The organism is Propionivibrio dicarboxylicus (assembly GCF_900099695.1).
Classification (GTDB): domain Bacteria; phylum Pseudomonadota; class Gammaproteobacteria; order Burkholderiales; family Rhodocyclaceae; genus Propionivibrio; species Propionivibrio dicarboxylicus.
The window spans coordinates 32,118-46,634 of record NZ_FNCY01000017.1; the positions used below are offsets into that span (position 1 = coordinate 32,118).

General features: G+C 61.9%; 14 protein-coding genes. 3 read left to right on the forward strand and 11 right to left on the reverse strand.

From position 1 onward, the window contains the following. Positions 1–72: 72 nt before the first annotated feature. The 4 genes from BLR25_RS16505 to BLR25_RS16520 form a co-directional block, all read right to left on the reverse strand. A complete protein-coding gene (locus BLR25_RS16505) occupies positions 73–1,143 on the reverse strand; it encodes a sulfate/molybdate ABC transporter ATP-binding protein (protein ID WP_091939113.1) in 1,071 nt (356 codons plus the stop codon). Continuing rightward, positions 1,140–2,036 (reverse strand): sulfate ABC transporter permease subunit CysW, encoded by an 897-nt coding sequence (gene cysW, locus BLR25_RS16510; protein ID WP_091939115.1) that lies wholly within the window; start codon positions 2,034–2,036, stop codon positions 1,140–1,142. The genes BLR25_RS16505 and cysW overlap by 4 nt, the downstream gene beginning before the upstream one ends. Next, positions 2,033–2,866: a sulfate ABC transporter permease subunit CysT gene (gene cysT, locus BLR25_RS16515; protein WP_091939117.1), complete on the reverse strand. Its 834-nt coding sequence runs from the start codon at positions 2,864–2,866 to the stop codon at positions 2,033–2,035. The genes cysW and cysT overlap by 4 nt, the downstream gene beginning before the upstream one ends. 73 nt (positions 2,867–2,939) lie before the next feature. Beyond that, positions 2,940–3,938: a sulfate ABC transporter substrate-binding protein gene (locus BLR25_RS16520; RefSeq protein ID WP_091939221.1), complete on the reverse strand. Its 999-nt coding sequence runs from the start codon at positions 3,936–3,938 to the stop codon at positions 2,940–2,942. 179 nt (positions 3,939–4,117) lie between these two features. On the opposite strand from BLR25_RS16520, the gene mnmL reads away from it, so the two are divergent. The 3 genes from mnmL to BLR25_RS16535 all read left to right on the forward strand — a co-directional run bounded on the left by mnmL (position 4,118) and on the right by BLR25_RS16535 (position 6,216). Continuing rightward, the gene (gene mnmL / locus BLR25_RS16525; protein ID WP_091939118.1) at positions 4,118–5,083 is read left to right on the forward strand and encodes a tRNA modification radical SAM protein MnmL/YtqA; all 966 of its coding nucleotides are present in this window, start codon (positions 4,118–4,120) and stop codon (positions 5,081–5,083) included. Between the two features lie 416 nt (positions 5,084–5,499). Further along, the gene (locus BLR25_RS16530; RefSeq protein WP_091939121.1) at positions 5,500–5,889 is read left to right on the forward strand and encodes a MerR family transcriptional regulator; all 390 of its coding nucleotides are present in this window, start codon (positions 5,500–5,502) and stop codon (positions 5,887–5,889) included. A gap of 75 nt (positions 5,890–5,964) precedes the next feature. Continuing rightward, on the forward strand, positions 5,965–6,216 hold the full coding sequence (locus BLR25_RS16535) for a hypothetical protein (protein ID WP_176785951.1): 252 nt from the start codon (positions 5,965–5,967) through the stop codon (positions 6,214–6,216). Between the two features lie 147 nt (positions 6,217–6,363). Here the strand turns inward: BLR25_RS16535 and BLR25_RS16540 are convergent, their stop codons facing one another. The 7 genes from BLR25_RS16540 to BLR25_RS16570 form a co-directional block, all read right to left on the reverse strand. Next, on the reverse strand, positions 6,364–7,464 hold the full coding sequence (locus tag BLR25_RS16540; protein WP_091939125.1) for a sugar kinase: 1,101 nt from the start codon (positions 7,462–7,464) through the stop codon (positions 6,364–6,366). Between the two features lie 15 nt (positions 7,465–7,479). After that, positions 7,480–8,166, reverse strand: a complete 687-nt coding sequence (locus BLR25_RS16545) for a bifunctional 4-hydroxy-2-oxoglutarate aldolase/2-dehydro-3-deoxy-phosphogluconate aldolase (protein WP_091939127.1) — start codon at positions 8,164–8,166, stop codon at positions 7,480–7,482. A gap of 141 nt (positions 8,167–8,307) precedes the next feature. After that, positions 8,308–9,834, reverse strand: coding sequence for a UxaA family hydrolase (locus tag BLR25_RS16550; protein ID WP_091939129.1), 1,527 nt, complete (start codon positions 9,832–9,834; stop codon positions 8,308–8,310). A gap of 90 nt (positions 9,835–9,924) precedes the next feature. Further along, a complete protein-coding gene (locus tag BLR25_RS16555; protein ID WP_091939131.1) occupies positions 9,925–11,421 on the reverse strand; it encodes a tagaturonate reductase in 1,497 nt (498 codons plus the stop codon). Between the two features lie 218 nt (positions 11,422–11,639). Then, positions 11,640–12,653: a zinc-binding alcohol dehydrogenase family protein gene (locus tag BLR25_RS16560; RefSeq protein WP_091939133.1), complete on the reverse strand. Its 1,014-nt coding sequence runs from the start codon at positions 12,651–12,653 to the stop codon at positions 11,640–11,642. Positions 12,654–12,668: 15 nt separating this feature from the next. Then, entirely contained in the window at positions 12,669–13,952 is a 1,284-nt protein-coding gene (locus tag BLR25_RS16565) for a TRAP transporter large permease (protein WP_091939136.1), read from the reverse strand. Then, positions 13,949–14,467 (reverse strand): TRAP transporter small permease, encoded by a 519-nt coding sequence (locus BLR25_RS16570; RefSeq protein ID WP_091939138.1) that lies wholly within the window; start codon positions 14,465–14,467, stop codon positions 13,949–13,951. Before BLR25_RS16570 ends, BLR25_RS16565 begins: the two co-directional genes overlap by 4 nt. Positions 14,468–14,517 lie beyond the last annotated feature (50 nt).

The window sequence follows — 14,517 nt, forward strand, 5'->3', positions numbered from 1 at the left end:
ATGAGCGGGGACAGGTGCACACGCACCTCCCTTCGCGCCGTCCGCCCACCGGGGCCGACGGCGTTTTTTTCGTCAAATGCCTGAACCGCCGTCTTCGAGATCCCAGGCCGAAGCTTCGAAGACCTTGACCTGGCGCGGACGCAGCCAGACGCGCTGACCCTTGCCGAGCGTCAGCGTCGCCGCCCGCTCGCGCGTCAGTTCGACCTCGACGAGTTCCGGTCCATGCGCGAGTTCGACACGCACCAACGGCCCGATCGTATGCACCTCCTGCACGAGCGATTCAAGCCCACCGGCGACCGGCGCATTCTCGATCTCGATGTCATGGGGCCGGACGAAGGCGACGACGTTGCCGGCGTCGCGCGTCTGCGCCTCTTCCCGGCCGATCTCGGCCCAGTCGCCGTGAACACGGCTGTGGAAGACATTGACGTTGCCGAGGAACTGATAGACGAAGGGCGAGGCCGGATTCGAATAGACCTCGTCGGGCGAACCGATCTGCTCGATCTTGCCGTGGTTCATCACCACCACGCGGTCGGCGACTTCGAGCGCCTCCTCCTGGTCGTGCGTGACGAAGACGCTGGAAATATGCATTTCGTCATGAAGCCGGCGCAGCCAGCGACGCAATTCCTTGCGCACCTTGGTGTCGAGCGCGCCGAAAGGTTCGTCGAGCAGCAAGACCTTCGGCTCGACGGCGAGCGCCCGGGCCAAGGCGATGCGCTGGCGCTGGCCGCCGGACAGCTGCGAGGGATAACGCTCGGCCAGCCAGTCGAGTTGCACGAGCTTGAGCAATTCGCTGACGCGCCGCCGGATCTCCGTCTCCGACGGCCGTTCGGCGCGCGGCTTGACGCGCAGGCCGAAGGCGACGTTCTCGAACACCGTCATATGGCGGAACAGCGCATAGTGCTGGAAGACGAAACCGACCTTGCGCTCGCGCGCATGCAAATGCGTCGCCTCCTCGCCGGCGAACTTGACGTGACCGGCGTCGGCCGACTCCATGCCGGCGATGATGCGCAGCAGCGTCGTCTTGCCGCAACCCGACGGCCCGAGCAGCGCGACAAGCTCGCCGGTCGGAATGTCGAGATGGATATTGTCGAGGGCGGTGAAACTGCCGAAGCGTTTGGTGACGCCGCTGATTTCGATGCTCATGATCTATTTCCCGTGCTTGTTCCGGTGGCTTCCGGCGCCAGCGTCGCCGCCAGCATCTCGGTCTCGCGCCGCATCCGCCATTCGACCAGGGTCTTGGCGACCAGCGTCACCAGCGCCAGCAAGGCGAGGACCGACGCGGCGGCGAAGGAACCGACCGCGTTGTATTCGTTGTAAAGAATCTCGACGTGCAGCGGCAAGGTATTGGTCTCGCCGCGAATATGTCCCGACACCACCGACACCGCGCCAAATTCGCCCATCGCCCGAGCATTGGCGAGGATCACGCCGTAGAGCAGGCCCCACTTGATGTTCGGCAGCGTGACGCGGAAGAACATCTGCCAGCCAGTCGCGCCGAGCGAGATAGCGGCCTCTTCCTCGTCTTTGCCCTGCGCCTGCATCAGCGGAATCAATTCGCGGGCGACGAAGGGAAAGGTAATGAACAACGTGACGAGAATCATCCCCGGCAAGGCGAAGACGACCTTGATTTCATGCGCCGACAGCCAGGGGCCGAGGAGCCCCTGCGCGCCGAAAATCATCAGGAAGACGAGGCCGACGACGACCGGCGACACGGCAAAAGGCAGATCGATCAGTGTGATCAGCAGGCTCTTGCCGCGAAAATCGAACTTGGCGATCGCCCACGCGGCGGCGACGCCGACGGCAATATTGAAAGGCAAGACAAAGACGGCGATGAACACCGTCAGCCGGATCGCCGCCAGGGCCTCACGGTCGGCAAGCGCCGTTAGGTAGTTGTCCCACCCGCTGCGCAGGGCCTCGGTGAATACCGCCACCAGCGGCAGCGCCAGGAAAAGGCCGAGAAAACCGAGCGCGACGGCGGTCAGCGTCAGGCGCAACCAGCGCGGTTCGGCGTTGGCGCGACGAGGGGAGGATGTACTCACAGTGCCCCCCCATTCAGCCGGTGATGCCGATGCGCCGCCCACCACTGCAGGGCGTTGACGCCGAGCAGCAGCAGGAAGGAGATGATCAGCATCAGGAGCGCCAGCGCCGTGGCGCCGACGATGTCGTACTGTTCGAGTTTGGAAATGATCAGCAAGGGGGTGATCTCGGAGACCAGCGGCATGTTGCCGGCGATGAAGATGACCGAACCGTACTCGCCGACCGCCCGCGAAAACGCCAGCGTGAAGCCGGTCAGCAAGGCCGGAAAGATGCCCGGCAACAAGACGCGGAAAAAGGTCTGCGCCCGCGAGGCGCCGAGCGTCGCGGCGGCCTCCTCGACCTCCGGCTCGATATCCTCGATCACCGGCTGCAGCGTGCGTACGACGAAAGGAAGGCCGATAAAGGTCAGCGCGACGACGATCCCGAGCGGCGTAAACGCCACCTTGATACCGAGCGGTTCGAGATAGCGGCCGACCCAGCCATTGCCGGCATAGAGCGTCGCCAGCGTGATACCGGCGACGGCGGTCGGCAAGGCGAAGGGAAGATCGACCAGCGAATCCACGAGCCGCTTGCCGGGAAACGAGTATCGCACCAGCACCCAGGCGACGATCAAGCCAAACACGGCATTGATCGTCGCGGCCAGGAGCGACGCACCGAAGGTCACGCGCAGCGAAGCGAGCGCCCGCTCACCGGTGGCGATGTCCCACCATTGCGCGAAGCTCAGGGCACTGCTCTTGAACACCAGCCCCGACAAGGGCAAGAGCACGAGCAGCCCGAGATAGACAAGCGTGATACCGAGCGACAGGCCGAAGCCGGGCAGGACTCGTTTCATGGCGCCGGCCTTTCTGCGGAAGGCGCTGCGGCAAGGCGGGATGAGATCGACATGATCGGCGGCATCCGACGACTTAGCGAACCTGATAGATCTGGTCGAAACTGCCGCCGTCGCGGAAGTGCGCCGCCGTCGCCTTGGCCCAGCCGCCGAAGACTTCATCGACCGAGAAGGTGCGGATCGGCGGGAACTGCGCGGCATACTTCTTCAGCACTTCCGGATCGCGCGGCCGCAGATAGTTCTGCGCGGCATTCTCTTGCCCTTCCTTCGACCACAGGTATTCGAGATAGGCCTGCGCCAGCTTGCGCGTGCCCTTCTTATCGACGACCTTCTCGACCAGCGCGACCGGGAATTCGGCGAGGATCGACTGCGAGGGATAGACGACGTCGAACTCGCCCTTGCCGAATTCCTTGGCGATCAGTTCGGCTTCGCTCTCGAAAGTCACCAGCACGTCGCCGAGGCGGCGCTGCATGAAGGTCGTCGTCGCATCGCGGCCACCGGCGGCGAAGAGCGGCGCATTCTTGAGCAATTTGCCGACGAACTCCTGCGCCGTCTTGTCGTTGCCGCCCGGTTGCTTGAGTGCGACGCCCCAGGCGGCGAGGTAGGTGTAACGGCCGTTCCCGGTATTCTTCGGATGCGGCAGGATCACCTGCACCCCGGGCGCAGCCAGGTCGGCCCATTCCTTGAGGCCCTTCGGATTGCCCTTGCGCACGATGAACACCATCGTCGAGGTATACGGCGAGGCATTGTTCGGGAAACGCTTCGCGTAATCCTTGACGACCAGGCCCTTCTCGACGAGGAAATCGACGTCGGGCGCCTGGTTCATCGTCACCACGTCGGCTTCGAGGCCGTCGGCCACCGAGCGTACCTGCTTGCTCGAACCGCCGTGCGACTGGCGCAGTTCGACCGTTTCACCGGTCTTCGCCTTCCAGTATTTCTGGAAGAGCGGGTTGTAATCCTTATAGACGTCGCGGGCAACGTCATACGACACATTGAGAAGCCCCGTCTGGGCGAACCCGGACACCGACCACGCGAGGGCAGACAGCAGCAGAACACGACGAACCGAAGCAAACATGACAAACTCCTTGAGCAAACGAACACGGCATGGAAGCACTATAACGACCCGGCATAGAACCACAAAGTCTGTTTGTTCATTTGCTTATACCTTCGGAGAATATAAGAACACCGCTGCCGCGACGCGACACCGGCCGGACAAGCGGTTAACATGTCGCCTCCTGCGTTTTTCCCGACACCATGGATTCTGCATCCTCTCTCCCGGTCGACTTTGGCGGTCGCCGCTACCACGCCTACAACGACTGGGTCCGCCGCCAGCACGGCGGACGCCTCCAGAAAATATCGATCGACGCCGGCTTCACCTGCCCGAACCGGGATGGGGCGCTCGGCACGGGCGGTTGCAGCTTCTGCAACAACGACGGATTCACCCCGAGTTATCTGCGCGAGCAACGTGACATTCGACAACAAATCGACACGGGCGTTGCCTTCATGCGCCGGCGTTACCCAAACACGCGTGCTTTCCTCGCCTATTTCCAGAGCTATTCGAACACCTACGGCGAACTCGAACAGCTTGAGGCGCGCTACCGGACGGCGCTCGAACATCCGGACATCGCCGGACTCGTCATCGGCACGCGGCCGGACTGCCTGCCCGACGCGACGCTCGACTATCTCTCCGAACTCGCCCGGCACACGCCGGTAGAACTGGAGATCGGGATCGAATCCTGCAACGACGACGTCCTCCGGGAATGCCGGCGAGGCCATGATTTCGCCTGCACCGCCGATGCCATCCGCCGCGCTGCCGAGCGTGAGCTCTTCGTCACCGGCCACCTGCTGCTCGGCTTGCCGGGAGAAAGCCGCGACAGCCTGATCGCCGGCGCCGAAACACTGGCGCAACTCCCGCTCGACGCGCTCAAGTTCCATCAATTGCAGATTGTCCGCCACACGCGCTTGGCCAAACAGTACAACGAAGCCCCCGAGAGCATTCCGTTGTTCTCGCCGCAGGACTACATCGATGCCGTCGTCGATATGCTGGAGCGATTGCCGCCGACGGTAAAAATACAGCGCCTCGGCAGCGAAGTTCCGCCCAAGCTCCGCCTCTCGCCCGACTGGGGCGTCCGCCTCTCACGTTTTCCGGAAATGCTCGAAGAACGCCTGCTCGCCCGCGACACCTGGCAGTCCCGGCTGTTCCCGCCCCCCCGGAACTGAAGGCCCGCTGATTTATTCGTCATTACGGCGAAGACCAATGTCCTAATCTGGGATTGCCCGGAGCTCCAACCTTTGCCGTAATAACACCGCAGCCGCCCCCCTCCCATCACAGGCGCCTGTCACCGTCGTCGTTTTCGACTGACGCCGCGGGGATGTGAAAAAATCTATATACAAACCGTGAAATAGGTCACAACTGCAAATCCGTGCACTCGGCAGAATAACGTCATCGAATCGTTGAAAACCGCACCGGAGTCGAAGTGTTATCACACGAGGCAGTCCATCGATTACCCGGCCAGACAAAAAGGCCAGACCGGGCATCCGCTCAGGGAACCCCACGCGACATCCAACGCGTCGGTGCCGTCTGGCGCTGAAACGTTGCGGGTTTCGGTATCTTCATCCTCTCGCCCAAACACACGATGACCTCTGAACTTAGCAAAGGATTGACGAGCATCGTAGATCTGGCCGAAGCCAGCGGCATCGCCATCGGTACGATCCGTCACTACCAGAATGTCGGGCTCATCCAGAAGCCGGCACGCGCGCAGTACGGTGGATTCCGCCGTTACACGCAGGAAGACATCGACCGACTGAAATTCATTCAGAACGCGCTCGATATCGGATTCACCCTGAAGGAAATCGCCGAGATCCTGCAGCACCAACGAAAAGGCGAGGAATCTGCCCTGTTTGCCCTGCTCAACTCGCGCAAATCGGCCATTGAAAAGGAAATCAGGACCCTCAACCGGAATCTCGAATATCTCGTCAACCTCAGTGCCCACTGCACGCCCACGCAAGCCTCCGCGCCGGGTTGAGGCACGGAAACCCGCTTTTTACATGCTGCGTATTTCGGCACTGCCGCCATGTCCCAGCGACAACCCGAAGAGCCCATGGCGATAGACGGGCACACCACCGCACAATTAGAGGCTTTGCTTGCCTGCGCTTGCCCGCAGAAGACAGGCAATACCGATCTCGCTCCCGGCTGTCATGCCGAGCGCCTGCTCAATGAAACCTCGGCACTGCTATTCGTCACGCCCGGGGAACCGTGGCAATTGACTTGCAGGAAGCTGATCCATTTCGGCTCGGGATATTTCTGCCGTTGTCGCCAGCGCATCGACTACTACAAAAAATACGGTTGCTGAACAACGCCACAGACAATGCCCCCAGCATCCCGGCGAACGGATCGTGGTTCCAGAGCAGGCTAGGATTGAGCCCTCCCCGAAAGAAGACGCGATCATAAAAAAAGCCGCCAGAATTGGCGGCTTTTTGCTTGCGACATCGGCGAACGTTTAGCGAATCACGCGCGCGCCCTTGCCCTTCATCGCGGCTTCGACTTCATCGACACGCACCATCGAGGTATCGCCCGGCGTCGTCATCGCCAGCGCGCCGTGCGCGGCACCGTACTCGACCGCTGCCTGCGGGCCCTTGCCTTCCATGAAGCCGTAGGCCACACCCGAGGCAAAACCGTCGCCGCCACCGACGCGGTCATAGATCTCGAGGTTGTCGCGCTTCATCGACTCATAGATCTTGCCGTCATACCAGAGGATCGCCGACCAGTCGTTGATCGTCGCCGTCTTGGCATTGCGCAGCGTCGTCGCCGCCACCTTGAAGTTCGGGAACTCGGTGACCGCCTTCTGAATCATCTTGGCGAAGGAATCAGTCTCGATATTGGTCAGGTGCTCGTCGGCGCCTTCAACTTCAAAGCCCAGACAGGCAGTGAAGTCTTCCTCGTTGCCGATCATCACATCGACATACTTGGCGATTTCGCGGTTGATGCGCTGTGCGGCTTCCTTGCCACCCTGGCTCTTCCACAGCGAAGCGCGGTAGTTGAGGTCATAAGCGACGATCGTGCCGTATTTCTTGGCCACTTGGACGGCTTCGATCACGGCTTCGGCGGTGTTCGAGGCCAGCGCGGCGAAGATGCCACCCGTATGGAACCAGCGCACGCCCTCTTCGCCGAAGATCTTTTCCCAGTTGAATTCGCCAGGACGGATCTGCGAAGCGGCCGTATGGCCACGATCCGAGCAGCCCAGCGCCGGACGCACGCCAAAGCCCTTTTCGGTGAAGTTGAGACCGACGCGGGTGTTCTTGCCAAGGCCGTCGAAATCGCGCCAGACGACATGGCTCATGTCGACGCCGCCTTGCATGATCAGGTCCTCGAGCAGCCAGCCGAGATCGTTCTTCGGGATCGCGGTCGCCACCATGGCGCGCTTGCCCCAGCACTTGCGCATGGCGCGCGCGACGTTGTACTCGCCGCCGCCTTCCCAGACCTGGAAGCTGCGGGCATTACGCACGCGGCCGAAGCCCGGATCGAAGCGCAACATGATTTCGCCGAAGGACGCGCAGTCCCACTTGCACTCGGCGGCCGATTTGACGATCAGTTCTGCCATAGTCTTTTCTCCCGCTTATTTGCCGGCCAGCTCGGCCTTGATGCGCTTGACCAGCGCGATGGTCTGACGCACGTTTTCCTCGATACCCTTGAAATCCTTGGCGTCGAGCAGCTTCTTGGTGATCAGGTTGGAACCGACGCCACAGGCGACGATACCGGCACCGAACCACTTGCGCAGCGACTCCTCGGTCGGCTCGACGCCGCCGGTCGGCATGATGCGCGTCCAGGGCATCGGGCCCATGACGCTCTTGACGAATTCCGGGCCGCCCACCGACGAACCGGGGAAAACCTTGACGATTTCGACGCCGAGTTCCTGCGCGTCGCCGATTTCGGTCGCCGAACCGCAACCGGGGCTGTAGGGGATGCCGCGACGGTTACACACTTTGGCGACATCGGCATTGAGCAGCGGGCCGACGACGAACTTGGCGCCGTTGGCGATGTAGATGCCGGCCGTCGGCGCGTCGCAGATCGAACCGACGCCCATAATCACCGAGGGATCGGCCTTGGCGAAATACTTCGTCACCTGGAAGAACACATCCGCTGCAAAATCGCCGCGATTGGTGAATTCAACACACTTGGCGCCACCGTTGGCGCAGGCCTGGATAACATCCTTACAAAGCTCGACATCCGGATGATAGAAGACCGGAATCACGCTCTGATCCATCATCGCGGACAATACCGCCATGCGATCCTTAGCAGCCATTTAACTCTCCCATAGGAAAAAACCGAAAACAATGAAACGGCATCAAGCCGGCACAACGGCGCGCGCCGGCACTCATACCGGCGCGGCACCATACAAGTGCTATTCTAGCTCAAATTGGCCTGACAATCTTACAAAATTGAATTACATCACCGCACTAACGCGCCACGGCAGGAATTCGTCGTTGCCGTAACCGAGTTCTTCGCTGCGCACTTTCTCGCCTGAAGCATAGCGGATGATGGCGTCGAAGATGCGCTGGCTGATCTCGGTCATCGGCGTGCCGTCGATCAGATCGCCGCAATTGACGTCCATGTCGTCGCGCATACGCTCGAACAAGGCGTTGTTGGTCGCCAGCTTGATCGTCGGGACGCCGGCGCAACCGAAGGCAGACCCGCGCCCGGTGGTGAAACAGATGATCTGCGCGCCGCCCGCCGCTTGCCCGGTCGCCGAGACCGGATCGTAGCCCGGCGTGTCCATATAGACGAAGCCTTTGGCATCGATCGGCTCGCCGAACAGATAGACGCCGTTCAGCGTGCTCGTACCGCCCTTGGCGACCGCGCCCAGCGATTTTTCGAGAATCGTCGTCAGCCCGCCGGCCTTGTTGCCGACCGACGGATTGTTGTCGAGTTCGCCGCCGGTGCGTGCGCAATAGTCCTTCCACCAGGCGATGCGGTCGATCAGTTTCTGGGCGATCTCGGGCTTCGCCGCACGGCGCGTCAGCAAATGCTCGGCGCCGTAAATTTCCGGCGTTTCCGACAACACGGTCGTCGCGCCATGGCGGACGAGCAGGTCGGACGCGCCGCCCAGCGCCGGGTTGGCGGTGATGCCGGAATAGCCGTCCGAGCCGCCGCAGTTGAGGCCGACGATCAGGTGCGAGACCGACACGTCCTCGCGCTGATAGGCGTTGGCCTTCGGCAACATCGCCTCGACCAGCGCCACGCCCTTGCGGATCGCCGCCGCCGTGCCGCCTTCAGCCTGCATGACGACTTGCTGAAGCATGTCCGGTTCATGTTGCCCGATGGCTTCGATGATCGGGCCGATCTGGTTCTGTTCGCAGCCGAGGCCGACGAAGAGCACGCCGGCGAAATTCGGATGCTTGGCGAAGCCGACCATCGTCCGGCGCAGCATCTGCATGCCCTCGCCGTTCGGGTTGATGCCACAGCCTTCCGGATGCGGCAGGGCGATGACGCCGTCGACGTTGGGGAAGGCCGCCAGGATTTCCGGCGTGAAATGACGGGCGATGGCGCGCGTCACGGTCGCCGAACAGTTCACCGACGAGATGACGGCGATGTAATTGCGCGTGCCGACCTTGCCGTTCGGACGCTTGTAGCCACGGAAAGTGGCAGGATGCTCGACCTTCGGCAGCGCGTTCACGCCCTCGCCGATACCGTAATCGCGCTCGAAATCGCCCATACCGAGGTTATGGCTGTGAATATGCTGACCGGCTTGAATGTCCGACTTGGCGAAGCCGATGACCTGGTTGTAGCGACGCACCGGAGCGCCGGCCTTGAGGTCGTGCGCCGCCATCTTGTGGCCGTTGGGGATCAGGTCGCGCACGGTCACGCTGTCGGCCCCATTCTCGTCGGCGACCGAATTGCCGGGAACGAGTTGCTGGGTCGCAATCAGCACGTCGTCATTGGCGTGCAGACGGATTACGGAAGACTTGCTCATGTTCTGCTCCGGAGGAAGGAGATGAAGATTGGTATTGCAAGAGCGGCACCCCGGGGATATCGCCGGGGCGCCACCTGACGCTCCAGGGAGTTACAGCTCGCCCATCGCCGTCTTGACGCCGACGGCCTGGATACGCGCCAGTGCCGCCGCGGTCTGCTCGGCCAGGCCGGGCACGCGGGTCAGGTCCTCACCCCACAAGCGGGTGTCGGCCAGCAGCGTCGCCGCCACCTTGGCCGCATCGCTGCTGCCTGCCCATGCCGCATTCATGATCTGCAGGATGTCGGCATTGTCCTTGATCGGATAGGCACCCGCGTCGCGTTGGCCGACGTAGTCGCCGTTGGCCGCGAAGCTGCCGCGATAGAAGTTGAGCAGGGCCGCCAGCGAGAACGACAAGCCGGCCGGCGCCTTGCCATGCTGCGCCGCATAATCCTTGACCGTCGGCAGCACGCGCACCGTCCACTTCGAGACCGAGTTCAACGCGATCGAAATCAGTTCATGACGGATATGCGGATTGGCGAAGCGCTCCATGATCGTCGCGGCATAGGCCTTGCGCTCGGCATCGGGCAACGGCACGAACGGAACGATTTCCTCGAACATGACACGGTCAAGATACTTCGAGACGACCGGGTCCTCGGTCATTTCGCGCACGGTGTCGAGCCCGGCGCAATACGAGGCGAGCGAGCTGGCCGTGTGCGCGCCGTTGAGGATGCGCACCTTGCGCGTGCGGTACGGTTGCAGGTCGTCGGTCCAGACGACGTCGATACCGGCCTTGTGCAGCGGCAGTTCCTCGGCAATCTTCGCCGGACCTTCGATGCACCACAGCAGGAAGGGCTCGGCCGCCACCATCAGCGGATCCTTGTAACCGAATTCGGCGTACAGCGCTTCGGCTTCAGCCGCCGGGAATCCCGGCACGATGCGGTCGACGAGCGTATTGCAGAAAACGTTGTGCGCCTTGACCCAGGCAACGAAATCGGCCGGCAGTTTCCAGGCCTCGGCGAACTGCAGCACGAAGCTGCGCAGCTTGGAACCGTTGGTATCGATCAGTTCGCACGGCAGGAAGACGAGACCCGATTCCGGCGAACCGCCGAAGGCCTTGAAGCGTGCCAGCAACAGCGCCGTCACCTTGGCCGGGAAGTTGGCCGGGCACTTGCCATCGACATAAGCTTCATCGACGTAGGCGATACCGGCTTCGGTCGTGTTCGAGACGACGAAGCGCAGCGACGGATCCTGCATCGCCGCCAGCATCACATCCCATTGGGCATACGGATTGAGCGTGTCCTTGACGCAACTGACCAGGCGCTTGGTCTGCACCTGCTGACCGTTCTGCACGCCGCGCAGCAGCACCGTGAAGAGCTGGTCCTGCGCTTTCATCAGGTCGGCAATGCCGCGATCGAGCGGCTGCACGACGGTCACTTCACCGTTCATCAGCCCGGCGCCGTTGGCGACATCGACCATCCAGTCGACGAAGGCACGCAGGAAGTTACCATCGCCAATCTGCAGGATGCGCACAGGCTTTTGCGACGACGGCTGGCTCGCCTCGACCTTGAGCTTGCCCTCGGCAAGACTGGCCCTGTTCAGTGAATTCATTGACATTGCTCCGTAATTATTTTTCAGGAAGGATTCGCCCCGGACCCACCGCGCAACAGTCTCCCGTCATTTCGATGGCGAGCCGTGGACGCCCGATGGCAGCGCGTCACTATCGTCCCGGCCCGGAGGCTTGTCCAATGTTTATTCGACATAGGCATATGCGGTGTTCGCATGGCGACGCATGCCGCCGGCACACGTCGCCTTTGCCCATTTGATGCTTACAGCAGGCAGGTCACCTTGAGGAACTCGCCGGGGTTCTCGGCGATCGCCTTGACCATCGCCGGCGCCTCGTCGATCTGCACCGAGCAGGTCAGGAGATGCGACACGTCGATCTTCCCCTCCGAGATCAGGCGCAGGCTTTCGGGGAACATGCCAACGCTGTTGCGCGACCCGAAAATCGACAGTTCCTTGCGCGTGATCGTCGCCGTCGGCAGCGGAATCTCGTTCTTCGGCCAACCGGCCAGCGCGATGCGCCCGGCGAAGGCGACATATTCCAGCGTATTGCGGATCGCCCGCGCATCGCCGGAGGCCTCGATCACGGCTTCCGCCATGCGCCCGCCGGTGATCTCCTTGATCGCCGCGATCGAATCGACCGTCACCGGGTTGACCGCGTGCTTCACGCCCAGCCGGCGCGCCAGTTCGAGGCGTTCGTCGACCGGGTCGATGATGATCGGATGAGCGCCCAACGTCAGCGCGTACTGCGCCGCCAACAGGCCGATCTGACCAGCACCGGTGATCGCCACGTGTTCGCCGGCCTTGACCTTCGCCTGGCTGACCGCATGCATCGAAATGACGAGCGGCTCGGCCAGCGGCAACAGTTCCCAGGCGATGTTATCAGGCGCCTTGTGCACGAGATGGCGCGGATGCGTGATGCATTCGGCCATGCCGCCCTCGATATGCACCCCGCGTACCGTCAGGTTCTCGCAGCAGTTGGTGTGGCCGATCGAACACGGATAGCAGGTGCCGCAATAGACATAGGGCTCGATGATGACGCGGTCGCCCGGCATCAACTCGGTCTCGTTCTCGGGCACTTCGAGTACTTCACCGGCGACTTCGTGGCCGATCGTGCGCGGATAGCTGACGAGCGGATTGACGCCGCGGTAGGCGCCGATGTCCGAGCCGCAGATGCCGGCGCTACGCACCCGGATCAGCACCTCGTCCTTGCCGCGCTTCGGCTCGGCAATGTCGGCCAGGGCGATTTCGCCGGGACTTTTCAACAATACGGATTTCATACTTTCTCCTTCAAATTACATCGGAACCCAGTTCGCCAGTACCAGCGACAGCGGCGGATAGAACGTCGTCACCATCAGCGTGACGCCAAGCGCGATATAGAACGGCAGGATTTCCCGCATGTATTCGTCGAGTTTGACGCCGGTCAGGTTGCAGGTCAGGAACATCGTCGTCCCGAAGGGCGGGGTGATCGCGCCGATCGAGAGATTGAAGATCATCATGATGCCGAAATGCACCGGATCGATGCCCAGCGCATGGACGGTCGGCATCAGGAGCGGCGTCAGCACGATGATCGCGGCATTGCCGTCGAGGAACATGCCGACCAGGATCAGCAGCACGTTGACAATCAGCAGGAACACCACCGGGCTCGTCGAGATGCTCATCAGCAACTCGGTCGTCTCAGCGGCAACCCCCTCCCAGGTGAGTATCCAGGCGAATCCGGCCGATGCCATCAGGATCAGCATGATCGAACCGTTGGCGCGCGCCGACTCGGCGAGCGCCGCCTTGACGTCGGCCCAACTCGTTTCCTTGTAGGCGAAGCCGACGATCAGTGCGTAGATGCAGGTGACGGCGCCCGCCTCGGTCGGGGTGAAGATACCGTAGCGGATCCCGCCGAGGATCAGGACCATCAGCATCAGGCCCCAGAAGGCCTCGATCGAAGCCTTGCCCATTTCGCCGAGACTCGCCATCTTCGGCCGCGTCGGCTTATAGCCGCGCTTGCGCGCGACATAGTCGACGGCGACCATGAGCAGGATCGTGCACAGGATGCCCGGCCCCATACCGCCCATGAACAGCTTGCCGATCGAGGTATCGGAGACAAACCCGTAGATGATGAGACCGATACCCGGCGGCAGGATCGGGCCGAGCAGCGCCGACGCCGACGTGAGCGCCGCGGCGAACGGACGGCTGTAGCCGTTCTTGCTCATTTCCGGCACCAGCACCTTGCAGATCATCGCCGCATCGGCCAGACCGGCGCCCGACGGTCCGCCGATCAGGGCACCGAGCACGACGTTGGTCTGCGCCAGACCGCCACGCATGTGGCCCGACAAGGCGTCGGCCAGTTTGAGCAGGCGGTTGGTGATGCCGGTGTAGTTGAGGATCGAGCCGAGCATCATGAAAAAGGGAATCGCCAGCAAGGGCAGGTTATCGGCACCACCGATCATGCGTTGCACGACCATGATCGCCGACATGTCATTGGCAATGAAGAAATAGGCGAAGGTCGCAGCGCAGATGGCGAAGGCCACCGGCACATTGATGGCGAACAGGCCAAGCATCACCAGAAAAGCAATCAGAACGCTCATTGTGCGGGCTCCACGGATTCGTCATCGAGATTGGTCGTGTTTTTCTCGCCGCGCAGGCTGTTCCAGAACATGCGACCGTAGTACATCAACATAAAGAAGCAACTGACCGGAACCGAGGCATCGACGTAGCTGTAAGGAATGCCGAGAATCGGCGTGAGCTTGGTCTGTCCCTTGATCGTCAGCAGGATGCCGAACCAGATCAGCAACACCAGCGTCACCAGCACGACGAGATCACCAAAGATGCTGACGGCGCGTTGCCACTTCGACGGAAAGCGCCGCACCAGCACATCGATCGAGCAATGGCCTTCGACGTGCACCACGGCGGAAGCCCCGAGCATGGTCAGCCAGACGAAGGTAAAGACCGTCACCTCCTCGACCCAGCCCCAGGGCCTGCCGACGACGTAACGCATGAATACGTTGGCACAGGCGAGCAGGATGATGAAAGCCATCGCTGTCATGCCGAGAAAGTTGTCGAGCTTTCTCACCAGATTGTAGAAACTTCTGAGAATTTGCATAAAAATCACCTGTCATGGGGACGACGAGATCTCTGACGCAGCAAAGACGG

What these genes read in the sequence shown, in the direction of transcription:
- BLR25_RS16530 (WP_091939121.1), top strand. Translation starts at nt 5,500, where the DNA reads ATGACCTCTGAACTTAGCAAAGGATTGACGAGCATCGTAGATCTGGCC.
- BLR25_RS16560 (WP_091939133.1), bottom strand. Translation starts at nt 12,653, where the DNA reads ATGAAATCCGTATTGTTGAAAAGTCCCGGCGAAATCGCCCTGGCCGAC.
- BLR25_RS16570 (WP_091939138.1), bottom strand. Translation starts at nt 14,467, where the DNA reads ATGCAAATTCTCAGAAGTTTCTACAATCTGGTGAGAAAGCTCGACAAC.
- cysT (WP_091939117.1), bottom strand. Translation starts at nt 2,866, where the DNA reads ATGAAACGAGTCCTGCCCGGCTTCGGCCTGTCGCTCGGTATCACGCTT.
- BLR25_RS16565 (WP_091939136.1), bottom strand. Translation starts at nt 13,952, where the DNA reads ATGAGCGTTCTGATTGCTTTTCTGGTGATGCTTGGCCTGTTCGCCATC.
- BLR25_RS16540 (WP_091939125.1), bottom strand. Translation starts at nt 7,464, where the DNA reads ATGGCAGAACTGATCGTCAAATCGGCCGCCGAGTGCAAGTGGGACTGC.
- mnmL (WP_091939118.1), top strand. Translation starts at nt 4,118, where the DNA reads ATGGATTCTGCATCCTCTCTCCCGGTCGACTTTGGCGGTCGCCGCTAC.
- BLR25_RS16550 (WP_091939129.1), bottom strand. Translation starts at nt 9,834, where the DNA reads ATGAGCAAGTCTTCCGTAATCCGTCTGCACGCCAATGACGACGTGCTG.
- BLR25_RS16505 (WP_091939113.1), bottom strand. Translation starts at nt 1,143, where the DNA reads ATGAGCATCGAAATCAGCGGCGTCACCAAACGCTTCGGCAGTTTCACC.
- BLR25_RS16535 (WP_176785951.1), top strand. Translation starts at nt 5,965, where the DNA reads ATGGCGATAGACGGGCACACCACCGCACAATTAGAGGCTTTGCTTGCC.
- BLR25_RS16555 (WP_091939131.1), bottom strand. Translation starts at nt 11,421, where the DNA reads ATGAATTCACTGAACAGGGCCAGTCTTGCCGAGGGCAAGCTCAAGGTC.
- BLR25_RS16520 (WP_091939221.1), bottom strand. Translation starts at nt 3,938, where the DNA reads ATGTTTGCTTCGGTTCGTCGTGTTCTGCTGCTGTCTGCCCTCGCGTGG.
- BLR25_RS16545 (WP_091939127.1), bottom strand. Translation starts at nt 8,166, where the DNA reads ATGGCTGCTAAGGATCGCATGGCGGTATTGTCCGCGATGATGGATCAG.